Here is a 12,708-nt window from a genome sequence, read left to right as displayed (position 1 = left end):
TTGGTTGGGAGGAAGTAAACCCACAGCCTTCAAGTTGTCTCTTTTTGTTGGCTGCGTTCACTCATCTCGGTCGCATAGTTACCTATGCGACCGGAGATAACTGAGAGGCTAGCCTTTGGTGAGGTAAATTCGTTCCTGACGAATTTGTCATTCCCTCGTCGCCGTGATGCAACTCGAAACCCATAGGGTATATTGGCTGCATCCTGAAGGCTGTGAAATATATAACTGATTTATTTTTAAGTTATTTTTGCCGGTAATTGCCAAGGAAGCGGGCAAATTTTTCAATGGCCATTTGCAGATCTGCGGTATGTGGCAATGTGACAATACGGAAATGATCCGGTTCCGGCCAGTTAAAAGCTGTTCCCTGAACTAATAATACTTTTTCCTGTAACAAGAGATCCAAAACCATCTTCTGATCATCATAAATATTGAAACGTTTTGTATCAATTTTAGGGAACATATAGAGAGCGCCCATCGGCTTCACACAGGAAACACCGGGGATCTGGTTGATTAATTCCCAAGCATGGTTGCGCTGCTCGTAGAGGCGTCCACCCGGAAGAATGAATTCACTAATACTTTGATAACCACCGAGTGCGGTTTGAATGGCGTGCTGCATCGGCACATTAGCGCAAAGACGCATAGATGCCAGCATTTCCAGTCCTTCGATATAACCTTTTGCCTGTTTTTTCGGGCCGTTTAGTACCATCCATCCCTGACGGAAACCAGCAACACGGTAGGTTTTTGACAGACCATTAAAGGTGACAGTAAAAAGATCCGGTGCCAGTGCAGCGATGGAATGGTGCTGGGCTTCATCGTACAGGATCTTGTCGTAAATTTCGTCCGCGAAAATAATCAGGTTATGCTGGCGGGCAATTTCCACGATTTCCAGCAGGAGTTCTTTACTATATACCGCGCCAGTCGGGTTATTCGGGTTAATGATGACGATACCACGGGTGCGGGGGGTTATTTTACGGCGGATATCATCTAAATCAGGGAACCAGCCTTGTTGCTCATCACATAAATAATGGACAGTTTTACCACTGGAAAGAGAGACGGCAGCAGTCCAGAGCGGGTAGTCAGGAGCCGGAACCAGCATTTCATCACCGGTATTGAGCAAGGCCTGCATAGACTGAACAATAAGTTCAGAAACACCGTTACCGATAAAGATATCCTCAACGGTAACATCCAGCATATTCCGCGCCTGATAATGTTGCATGATCGCTTTACGCGCTGAGTACAGGCCTTTCGAATCAGAATAGCCCTGGGCAGTTGGCAGATTGCGGATAACATCAACTAAAATTTCATCAGGTGCTTCGAAACCAAATGGAGCCGGATTACCAATGTTTAATTTCAGTACCTTATTCCCTTCCTCTTCAAGCCGTTTAGCTTCTTTAAGGGCGTTACCTCGAATGTCATAGCAGACATTATCTAATTTGCTGGATTTATTAATGGAAAACATAGGGTGCCTTAACCTTTTTCTTGGCAAAAGTGGATTTTATCCGGCTTACAAAAAATCTAATGTTCAATGTACTCCTCTCAGTCAATCTTTTGAAGAGCCCATGATATCTTTGGTTAAAACGGTTGTTTTAAAGTCTAATGAATAAGTCTGCTATCTAAAAACATGAGTTTGGTTGGTTTATAGTTCTGGTTGTTTTTTATTTTTTGGAATTTAACTCTGCATAATGAGGCGTTTTTAGTTGACGAACTGTTAAAAGATAAGGAATGATGCTGATTTTTAGTTTAAATCATAAAGGCGGGCTGAATTGTCAATAAAAGTAAGATAATTTGTATAATGTATTCTTATAATTTATCTTTGCCGACATAAAATTAATTAAGGTTTTTATCTTAGATACTTCGAGAATCTTTTTGAATTTTTACCCGTAACATTTTCATGACTTTTCAATAAAAGTATTAATTCATTAAAAATACTAATATTGTTTGCTTTGGTTAAGTTTTGCGAATTGAAGTTATGTTATTCTTTGAAGCAAGTCAGAAAAAGACTATTTGTACTGGAAATTGGTGGTTATGTAAGGTAAATAGGTTTTTACTTAGCCATTAATTCAGTGATTGCATAAATTTTGTTAAGAAAGGAGAAAATAAAACCCATGATGATATAAGTAGTAAAAAAATGCAGTAAACCTTTGCCCTCTTTAATAGAGTAGAGTAGTGTCAGAATTGGTATTATTTTATTTGATACTGCTGAAGTAAAAACACCAGGTTAGTTAGTAATTAAAATCAAAAAAAAGTGATGAATAAACAATGATAAATGCAAATCGTCAGATAATAAACCTCGATCTCGATCTGCTAAGGACTTTCGTTGCCGTTGCTGACTTAAATACTTTTGCAGCAGCAGCAGCAGCAGTTTGTAGAACGCAATCGGCTGTTAGTCAGCAAATGCAACGTTTGGAACATTTAGTGGGGAGAGAATTATTTGCTCGCCATGGACGTAATAAGCTCCTTACCGAGCATGGGCTTCAACTTCTTGGTTATGCACGCCAAATCCTGCGTGCTAATGACGATGCTACCGCATCATTGACATATAATGATGCAGACGGTGAACTCAGAATAGGAGCGTCTGACGATACAGTCGATACTCTGCTTCCTTTCCTGTTAAACCGTATTGCTTCTGTCTATCCACGTATTGCTGTTGATGTGCGTATTAAACGTAGTCAATTTATTGAAAGTATGCTGGATAACCATGAAATTGATTTAGCATTAACCACAGCAAAAATTAATCATCATCCTAGTACTGTACTTCGTTCTTCACCAGTATTGTGGCACTGTGCGCCTGACTTCCAGTTGCAGGTAAATGAGCCGGTTCCCCTGGTTGTGATGGACGAAACGAACACTTTCCGTCAAATCGCACTTGATACTCTTGATATGAGTGGTATTCCGTGGCGTATTGCCTATGAAGCTGCATCCTTATCCGCTGTTCGCTCTGCTGTTAATGCAGAGGTTGGTATTACTGCCCGTCCTTTGGAAATGCAGAATGCTGACTTAAGAATTTTGGGTGAGAGTGAAGGGCTGCCGCGTTTGCCAGAAATACAGTTCTTCTTGTATCGAAACAGTAATGAACAAAATGAATCAGTTCTGACAGTTTTTGATGCTATAGAAAATAAGAAAACACCTTATACCGTGACATCCATTGAATCAGATGAAACAGATGATATTGATGAATCTGATGACTCTCTTGAATCCATTGAAGAATCCTCAGTAGAAAATATAAACGAGTAATATTACGTGTGTTTTATAGGCTAATATTTCCATTTTATTTGTGGAAATATTAGCCTGTTTCTAAATATATATTAATAACCTTTTCCTGTTTCCATTCTAATTGCTGATATTTACTGTCAGAAATATCCCTTATTAATTTTATTATCCTTTCTAATTTTAGTTAATGTAATGTTTCTTTGTTAACAACTTTCATTTTTTAAACTGATAAAATAGATCTATTTTCAGAAATAGTCGCGTAATTAAACTCAAATTGTTCCTTTTAGAAACAGTCCATTAATGGTTGAATGAAAACTGTTCTGTTGTTGAATGTTTTTCAATGAAACTGTGCACTTGATCATAAAAATATCCCCCCCTGCACAGTGGAAAGACAGGTTTTTCCTGAGATAATAGTGTAGTAAAGTCGAGTTATCGGTTAGACTAGTTATAGTGTGTTGTTAGTTTTTTGTCCTACTGACACGTTTTAGCGATACACCAGCACAATTCGTTAATCAAAAGTTTGTGCTTTGTAAAATAAATTAGTAAGCATATTTGTCGTAACTGACAAAATTGTTGAGAGGAATAAAAACCAAAATGATCCATGCCTTTCAAGCTATTGATTAGCACTGTTTCAGATTTGGTTGTTATCCCTTCCCATGAATCGATGTGGTGCAACACTGCCGGTTAAAAGAGCAGATACCTTGACACCACTTTTGATGAGTAAGCAACGAGTATGTCAACATCTACTGGAGTTTTGGCCCATAACTGGGCATTTGCGATTTTCCTGATAGGTGCTCTTGGGTTGGCTGCGTTCATGTTATTGGGAGCGTACTTTCTTGGGGGCAGAGCAAAAGCCAGAGCAAAACACGTCCCTTATGAATCGGGTATCGATTCTGTCGGCAGTGCCCGTCTTCGTCTGTCGGCGAAATTTTATCTGGTTGCCATGTTTTTTGTCATCTTCGATGTTGAAGCCCTTTATTTATACGCGTGGTCAGTCTCTATCAAAGAGAGTGGCTGGCTGGGCTTTGCCGAAGCAAGTATTTTCATTTTGGTCTTATTAGCAGGCTTGGTTTATCTGGCTCGCATCGGAGCACTGAACTGGACACCCGCACGTTCAAGACGTCAGGTCAGTCATCCCAGTGCTGATGTTCATACCGCTGATGTCAGTACCACTAATGCTAATACCACCAATGTTAATACCAACAACAGTCAAATGCAGTAATAGCGAGGCATAAAGATGGATTATACGCTCACCCGCATAGATCCGAACGGTGAGAATGACCGTTACCCCCTGCAAAAGCAGGAGCTTGTCAGCGATCCTCTGGAGCAGCACGTCCACCGTAGTGTCTATATGGGTAAATTAGAACATGCTCTGCATGACATGGTGAATTGGGGAAGAAAGAATTCCCTGTGGCCTTATAACTTTGGCCTTTCCTGTTGTTATGTAGAAATGGTGACTTCTTTTACCGCAGTTCATGACGTTGCCCGTTTCGGCGCTGAAGTACTGCGGGCATCTCCCCGTCAGGCTGATTTCATGGTTATCTCAGGTACATGCTTTGTCAAGATGGCACCTGTGATCCAGCGCTTATATGACCAGATGCTGGAGCCTAAGTGGGTTATTTCGATGGGAGCCTGTGCAAACTCAGGCGGGATGTACGACATTTATTCTGTCGTGCAGGGAGTTGATAAGTTTATTCCCGTCGATGTCTACATTCCCGGCTGTCCACCGCGCCCTGAAGCTTATATGCAGGCACTGCTGTTATTGCAGGAGTCTATTGGCAAAGAGCGCCGCCCGCTGTCATGGGTCGTTGGTGATCAGGGGGTTTACCGCGCAAATATGCAATCAGAAAGAGAACGGAAGCGTGGTGAACGTATCGCAGTGAAAAACCTGCGTACCCCAGATGAGATTTAAGGCTTTTAGCCGCTATTTTAAGGCTTTTCAGCCATAAAAATAACCAGAGCAATGTCGTAACTCAAGATTATGTTGCGATCACATTAAACCCTGATCAAGCGTTGTGGTGAAGAATGATGACAGATCAGATAGCGCAAGAAAGCGTACGGCCTGCTTGGGAAACCAGAGATCACCTTGATGATCCGGTCGTAAGTGAGCTTAATCGCCAATTTGGCCCTGATGCGTTTACCGTCCAGCCTACCCGCACTGGTATGCCGGTTGTCTGGATTAAGCGGGAACGGTTAACGGAAGTAATCACGTTCCTGAGAAAGTTGCCCAAACCTTATGTCATGCTGTTTGATTTGCATGGCGTTGATGAGCGTCAGCGTTCTCACCGGGAAGGTCTGCCGGCGGCAGATTTTTCGGTGTTTTATCACCTGCTTTCCATCGAGCGTAACCGTGACATTATGTTGAAAGTCGCACTTGATGAGAGAGACCTGAATATCCCGACTATCACGTCAATTTTCCCGAATGCCAATTGGTACGAACGTGAAACGTGGGAAATGTTCGGTATTACATTTAATGGTCATCCGAATTTACGTCGTATCCTGATGCCACCTACTTGGGAAGGTCATCCGTTGCGTAAAGAGTATTCAGCTCGCGCCACGGAATTCGATCCTTTCATGCTGACCAAACAGAAAGAAGATCTGGAAATGGAAGCCCTGACTTTCAAACCAGAAGAGTGGGGCATGAAACGTGGAACCGAAAATGAGGACTTCATGTTTCTTAACCTCGGGCCAAATCACCCGTCAGCGCATGGTGCATTCCGCATCATTCTTCAGCTTGATGGTGAGGAGATCGTTGATTGTGTTCCTGACATCGGCTACCACCACCGCGGTGCGGAAAAAATGGGTGAGCGTCAGTCATGGCACAGTTACATCCCTTATACCGACCGGATTGAATATCTGGGGGGATGCGTTAACGAAATGCCTTACGTACTTGCGGTTGAAAAACTGGCGGGTATTGAGGTGCCTGAGCGTGTGAAAGCTATCCGCGTCATGCTGTCTGAACTGTTCCGCATCAACAGCCATCTGCTTTATATCAGTACCTTTATTCAGGACGTTGGTGCGATGACCCCCGTGTTCTTCGCCTTTACCGACCGTCAGAAGGTTTACGATGTTGTTGAAGCTATTACCGGCTTCCGTATGCATCCGGCCTGGTTCCGTATCGGTGGTGTTGCTCATGACCTGCCGCGAGGCTGGGATAAACTGCTGCGTGACTTACTGAACTGGTTGCCGAAACGTTTGAATTCTTATGTCAAGGCGGCACTGAAAAACAGTGTTCTGAAAGGGCGTTCTGTCGGTGTCGCTGCCTACAATGCGAAGCAGGCTCTGGACTGGGGCGTGACAGGCGCGGGTCTGCGTGCAACCGGTATTGAGTTTGATGTGCGCAAATGGCGCCCTTATTCCGGTTATGAAAATTTCGACTTTGAAGTACCGGTTGGTTACAACGGCGATTGTTATGACCGCGTGATGCTGAAAGTGGAAGAGATCCGTCAGAGTATGCGCATCCTTGAGCAGTGTCTGAAACATATGCCGGAAGGCCCGTTCAAGGCTGATCATCCACTGACCACGCCGCCGCCAAGAGAGCGCACCCTGCAACATATCGAAACCATGATTAACCACTTTTTGCAGGTGTCATGGGGGCCGGTCATGCCAGCCAATGAATCATTCCAGATGATTGAGGCGACTAAGGGTATTAACAGCTACTACCTGACCAGTGATGGTAGCACCATGAGTTACCGTACCCGTATCCGCACACCGAGTTTCGCACATTTACAACAGATCCCTTCGGTGATACGCGGCAGTCTGGTTTCTGACCTGATCGTTTATCTGGGTAGTATCGATTTTGTTATGTCTGATGTGGATCGCTAACGATGCAAAGTGAATTTAACGCAAACAAGCAGGCACGCCTTGATGTGGTCAACGTGACAGACGCTCAGATACCGGATGAGTTTGTACTGAGTGCCGGGGAACGTGATGCTATCGAGCAGGAAAAACACCACTACGAAGATCCGCGTGCAGCGTCAATCGAAGCACTGAAAATTGTACAGAAGCAGCGTGGTTGGGTGCCGGATGGTGCAATTTCGGCCATTGCAGAAGTATTAGGTATTCCCGCCAGTGATGTGGAAGGCGTGGCGACATTCTACAGCCAGATTTACCGTCAGCCGGTAGGCCGCCACATCATTCGTTACTGTGACAGTGTTGTTTGTCACATTACGGGCTTTCAGGGGGTTCAGGCGGCAATTGAAAAACATTTGAGCATCCGTCCGGGTCAAACCACGACAGATGGCCGTTTCACATTATTGCCAACCTGCTGTCTGGGTAACTGTGACAAGGGGCCGACCATGATGATTGACGATGACACTCATAGTTATGTGAAACCCGAAGAAATTGAAAAATTGCTGGAGCAGTATCAATGACAACGCATTCAGGAGTGAAAGAAATTATCCGCACAGCGGAAGCTCATCCCCTGACATGGCGGTTGCGTGATGATCAACAACCTGTCTGGCTGGATGAATACCGTAGCAAAAATGGTTACAAGGGAGCCGAAAGAGCACTGAAGGGCATGGCTCCTGATGAAATCACCGCACTGGTGAAAGATGCTGGCCTGAAAGGGCGCGGCGGAGCGGGCTTTTCCACGGGGTTGAAGTGGAGCCTGATGCCGAAAGATGAAAGCATGAACATTCGCTATCTGTTGTGTAATGCCGATGAAATGGAGCCGGGAACTTATAAAGACCGTCTTCTGATGGAGCAATTACCGCATTTGCTGGTGGAAGGCATGCTGATAAGTGCTTTCGCGCTGAAAGCATATCGCGGTTATATCTTCCTGCGCGGTGAATATGTTGAAGCTGCTGTTCATCTGCGTAAAGCCATTGAAGAGGCGAAAACAGCAGGGTTACTGGGCAAAAATATTTTGGGCAGTGGTTTTGATTTTGAGCTGTTTGTGCATACCGGCGCGGGACGTTATATCTGTGGTGAAGAAACCGCACTGATTAACTCCCTTGAAGGGCGCCGTGCCAACCCTCGTTCCAAGCCACCATTCCCGGCAACAGCAGGTGTCTGGGGAAAACCAACCTGCGTCAATAACGTAGAAACCCTGTGTAATGTTCCGGCTATTCTTGAACACGGTAAAGAGTGGTACATCGGTTTAAGTGAAGGCAAAAGTAAAGATGCCGGCACTAAACTGATGGGGTTCTCCGGCCGGGTCAAAAACCCGGGCTTATGGGAACTGCCATTTGGCACCACTGCCCGCGAAATTCTCGAAGATTATGCTGGTGGTATGCGTGACGGGCTTAAATTTAAAGCCTGGCAGCCGGGGGGAGCAGGAACCGACTTTCTGACCGAAGAACATCTTGATCTGCCGATGGATTTCGAACACATCGCCAAAGCCGGAAGTCGTTTAGGCACCGCGCTGGCAATGGCAGTTGATCACGAGATCAATATGGTTTCCCTAACCCGTAATCTTGAAGAATTTTTCGCCCGTGAATCCTGTGGCTGGTGTACGCCATGCCGTGATGGTCTGCCCTGGAGTGTCAAAATCCTCCGTGCCATTGAAGAAGGGAAAGGCCAGCCCGGTGATATCGAAACCCTGGAGCAGCTCTGTCGCTTCCTCGGCCCCGGCAAAACTTTCTGTGCTCATGCTCCCGGTGCCGTAGAACCTTTGCAAAGTGCAATTAAGTACTTCCGCGAAGAATTTGAGGCGGGGATTGTCACCAGAGATTACGGGAATACCAGCCTGATTGCAGGCATCCAGCCAAACCTGCTTAAGCAGCGTTGGTAGAGAAGAATTTTTGATTAACGCCTGCCACGGCAGGCCATTGGGAAGCATGCTGACTATGGCTACGATACATGTAGACGGCAAAAATTATGATGTAAACGGGGCTGATAACCTGTTACAAGCCTGCCTCTCGCTGGGGCTTGATATCCCTTATTTTTGCTGGCATCCAGCGCTGGGAAGCGTTGGCGCTTGCCGCCAGTGTGCGGTTAAGCAATATCAGAACGCGGAAGATACACGTGGTCGTCTGGTGATGTCCTGTATGACGCCGGCCTCAGATGGTACGTATATCTCCATTAATGATGAAGAAGCAAAACAGTTCCGCGCAAGTGTGGTGGAATGGCTGATGACTAACCACCCTCATGACTGTCCTGTCTGTGAAGAAGGTGGTAACTGCCATTTGCAGGATATGACGGTGATGACGGGGCATTCATTCCGTAAATACCGTTTTACCAAACGCACACACAAGAATCAGGAACTGGGCCCATTTATTGCTCATGAAATGAACCGCTGTATCGCCTGTTACCGCTGTGTCCGCTACTACAAAGATTATGCGGACGGCACGGATTTGGGTGTTTATGGCGCACATGACAATATCTACTTTGGCCGCCCTGAAGATGGCACGCTGGAAAGTGAATTTTCCGGTAACTTAGTCGAAGTTTGCCCGACAGGGGTATTTACCGATAAAACGCACTCTGAACGTTATAACCGTAAATGGGATATGCAGTTTGCACCGAGTATCTGCCAGCAGTGCAGTATCGGCTGTAACACCAGCCCGGGAGAACGTTACGGAGAATTACGCCGCATTGAAAACCGCTATAACGGCACGGTTAACCACTATTTCATGTGTGACCGTGGCCGCTTTGGTTATGGCTATGTCAATCGCGGTGATCGCCCTCGTCAGCCACAACAGCTTCGTGGTGATCAGTGGATTTCACTGAATGCCGAGCAGGTGATGCAGGGCGGGGCAGATATTCTGCGTCAGGCGAAAAACGCGATTGGTATCGGTTCGCCACGTGCCAGTATCGAAAGTAACTTTGCACTGCGCGAATTAGTGGGTGCGGAGAATTTCTATAGCGGCATTTCAGCAGAAGAGCAGCACCGTCTCGACATGATGCTGGAAATTCTGCAACAGGGTGGAGTTTATACACCATCTTTGCGGGAGATCGAAGATTACGACGCTGTGTTAGTGTTGGGTGAAGATTTGACACAGACAGGTGCCCGCATGGCGCTGTCGGTACGTCAGGCGGTTAAGGGCAAAGCCCGTGAAATGGCGGCAGCTCAAAAAGTAGCGGACTGGCAAATTGCAGCAGTGATGAATATCGGTCAACATGCCAAATATCCGCTCTTCCTGACCAGCGTTGATGATACTCGTCTGGATGATATCGCAGCATGGAATTATCGTGCACCCGTTGATGATCAGGCCCGGTTCGGTTTTGCCGTGGCACATGCCCTGAATAGCATTGCTCCTGCTGTCAATGACCTGCCGGATGAACTGAAAGCGAAAGTAGAAATCGTTGCTCAGGCACTGCGTGGAGCGAAAAAACCACTGATTATCAGTGGCAGCAATGCGGGCAGTGATACCCTGATTCAGGCTGCCGCTAATATCGCATGGGCATTGAAAGACAGTGGAGCCAATGTCGGCCTTTCCTATGTAGCTGCTTATGCGAACAGCCTTGGTCTGGCGATGATGGAGGCACAGTCGCTGGATGTTGCTTTACAGCGTATTGCTAAAGGCGATTCAGACACGGCTATCGTGATGGAAAACGATCTCTACCGTCACGCTCCTGCCGATAAGATTGACAGTGCACTGGATAGCCTGAAAAATCTGATTGTTGTTGATCATCAGCATACCGCCATTATGGATAAAGCTAATCTGATCCTCTCTGCTTCCAGTTTTGCAGAAAGCGATGGCACGCTGGTGAATCAGGAAGGCCGTGCACAGCGATACTTCCAGGTATATGAGCCTGCATTCTATGACAAATCTGTTGTCATGCTGGAAAGCTGGCGCTGGATGCACTCTCTGCATACAACCTATACACAGCGTCAGACGGACTGGACTCAGCTTGACCATGTGATTGACGCTTGTGTCAAAGAAATGCCGCAATTCAAGGGCATCGTCAATGCTGCACCGGATGCCACATTCCGTATCCGTGGTCAGAAACTGGCCCGTTCACCTCATCGTTACAGTGGCCGTACAGCCATGCTTGCCAATGTCAGTGTTCATGAACAGCGCCAGCCGCAAGATATCGATACGGCGTTTGCCTTCTCAATGGAAGGGAATAACAGCCCGTTTGCGGATCGTCAGCAAATCCCGTTTGCGTGGGCGCCGGGCTGGAACTCACCTCAGGCATGGAATAAATTCCAGGCAGAAGTGGGCGGTAAGCTGCGTTTCGGCGATCCCGGTGTACGCCTGATTGAGACAGTGGATGGTGGTCTGAACTACTTTGACAGCATTCCGGCTGCTTTTAGTGCGCAGAAAAATGAATGGTACATCGCACCTTATTTCCATCTGTTTGGTAGTGAGGAGTTATCCCAGCGGGCAGATGTCATTCAGGAGCGTATGCCTGAGCCGTATGTGATGATGAACCGTCAGGATGCTGAACATCTTAATGTGAAAGAAGGTTCCATGATGGAATTTGATTGTTCGGGGCAGCAATTGCGCTTAGCGGTGCGCCTGAGCAGCAATCTTGCTCAGGGGCAGATTGGGCTGCCATTGGGAATGCCGGGTATTCCGCCGGTTCTGGCAGGCAGAGCAGTCAATAACTTACGGGAGGTTGCATAATGAACTGGCTGACTCCCGAATTGACAGAAATTTTGATTTCTGTTCTTAAAGCGATTGTTATTCTGCTGGTTGTGGTTGTCTGCGGAGCATTCATGAGTTTCGGCGAACGCCGTCTTCTTGGTCTATTCCAGAATCGCTATGGGCCAAACCGCGTAGGGTGGGGCGGCTCATTACAGCTTGTCGCTGACATGATCAAAATGTTCTTCAAAGAAGACTGGGCACCACGCTTCTCAGACCGGATGATCTTTACTCTGGCTCCTATCGTTGGTTTCTGCTCTCTGTTACTGGCTTTTGCCATTGTACCTGTCAGCCCGACATGGATGGCGGCAGATCTGAACATCGGTATTCTGTTTTTCATGATGATGGCGGGTCTGGCTGTTTATGCGGTGTTGTTCGCCGGATGGTCGAGTAACAACAAATACTCGCTGTTAGGCGCAATGCGGGCATCAGCACAGACACTGAGCTATGAAGTTTTCATTGGTCTATCCATGATGGGAGTCGTCGCACAGGCTGGCTCCTTCAATATGGTGGATATTGTTAACTCCCAGCAGCACCTGTGGAATATTATCCCGCAGTTCTTTGGCTTCCTGACGTTCGCTATTGCGGCGGTTGCAGTATGTCACCGCCACCCCTTTGACCAGCCGGAAGCAGAGCAGGAGCTGGCAGATGGTTATCATATTGAATATTCCGGCATGAAATTCGGTATGTTCTTTGTGGGTGAATATATCGGTATTGTGACGGTGTCCGCTTTAATCGTCACACTCTTCTTTGGTGGCTGGCATGGGCCTTTCCTGCCTCCATTCGTCTGGTTTGCGCTGAAAACAGCATTTTTCATGATGATGTTCATTCTGATCCGTGCTGCGTTACCGCGTCCGCGTTATGACCAGGTGATGTCATTCGGCTGGAAAATTTGCTTGCCGTTAACTTTACTCAACCTGCTGGCGACTGCCGCAGTGATTTTGTACAACGCTCAATAAAGGGGTGA

General features: G+C 46.5%; 9 protein-coding genes. 8 read left to right on the top strand and 1 reads right to left on the bottom strand.

What is annotated here, in order from left to right:
* Positions 1–241: 241 nt before the first annotated feature.
* Positions 242–1,459 carry a pyridoxal phosphate-dependent aminotransferase gene (locus AACS92_RS07745; protein ID WP_099108391.1) on the bottom strand — a complete coding sequence of 406 codons (1,218 nt, stop codon included), beginning with the start codon at positions 1,457–1,459 and terminating at the stop codon, positions 242–244.
* A gap of 800 nt (positions 1,460–2,259) precedes the next feature.
* Between AACS92_RS07745 and hexA the strand changes: the two genes are divergently transcribed.
* The 8 genes from hexA (at position 2,260) to nuoH (ending at position 12,700) form a co-directional block, all read left to right on the top strand.
* Complete coding sequence (gene hexA / locus AACS92_RS07740; RefSeq protein WP_099108390.1) at positions 2,260–3,234, top strand: transcriptional regulator HexA; 975 nt, start codon at positions 2,260–2,262, stop codon at positions 3,232–3,234.
* A gap of 709 nt (positions 3,235–3,943) precedes the next feature.
* On the top strand, positions 3,944–4,432 hold the full coding sequence (locus tag AACS92_RS07735; protein ID WP_241537845.1) for an NADH-quinone oxidoreductase subunit A: 489 nt from the start codon (positions 3,944–3,946) through the stop codon (positions 4,430–4,432).
* Positions 4,433–4,447: 15 nt separating this feature from the next.
* Positions 4,448–5,122 (top strand): NuoB/complex I 20 kDa subunit family protein, encoded by a 675-nt coding sequence (locus AACS92_RS07730; RefSeq protein ID WP_099108389.1) that lies wholly within the window; start codon positions 4,448–4,450, stop codon positions 5,120–5,122.
* A gap of 113 nt (positions 5,123–5,235) precedes the next feature.
* Positions 5,236–7,035 (top strand): NADH-quinone oxidoreductase subunit C/D, encoded by a 1,800-nt coding sequence (gene nuoC, locus AACS92_RS07725; protein WP_193756838.1) that lies wholly within the window; start codon positions 5,236–5,238, stop codon positions 7,033–7,035.
* Between the two features lie 2 nt (positions 7,036–7,037).
* Entirely contained in the window at positions 7,038–7,583 is a 546-nt protein-coding gene (gene nuoE / locus AACS92_RS07720) for an NADH-quinone oxidoreductase subunit NuoE (protein WP_099108387.1), read from the top strand.
* The gene (gene nuoF / locus AACS92_RS07715; RefSeq protein WP_099108386.1) at positions 7,580–8,944 is read left to right on the top strand and encodes an NADH-quinone oxidoreductase subunit NuoF; all 1,365 of its coding nucleotides are present in this window, start codon (positions 7,580–7,582) and stop codon (positions 8,942–8,944) included. Before nuoE ends, nuoF begins: the two co-directional genes overlap by 4 nt.
* 55 nt (positions 8,945–8,999) lie before the next feature.
* The gene (nuoG, locus tag AACS92_RS07710; RefSeq protein WP_099108470.1) at positions 9,000–11,723 is read left to right on the top strand and encodes an NADH-quinone oxidoreductase subunit NuoG; all 2,724 of its coding nucleotides are present in this window, start codon (positions 9,000–9,002) and stop codon (positions 11,721–11,723) included.
* Complete coding sequence (gene nuoH, locus AACS92_RS07705; protein WP_099108385.1) at positions 11,723–12,700, top strand: NADH-quinone oxidoreductase subunit NuoH; 978 nt, start codon at positions 11,723–11,725, stop codon at positions 12,698–12,700. The genes nuoG and nuoH overlap by 1 nt, the downstream gene beginning before the upstream one ends.
* The last annotated feature ends 8 nt before the right edge of the window (positions 12,701–12,708 follow it).

It is taken from the genome of Xenorhabdus sp. KJ12.1 (genome assembly GCF_963876495.1).
In the GTDB taxonomy this organism is placed as follows: Bacteria; Pseudomonadota; Gammaproteobacteria; order Enterobacterales; family Enterobacteriaceae; genus Xenorhabdus; species Xenorhabdus stockiae.
Note: the sequence above shows the minus strand (reverse complement) of the source record. Positions and strands in the feature narration are given on the sequence as shown.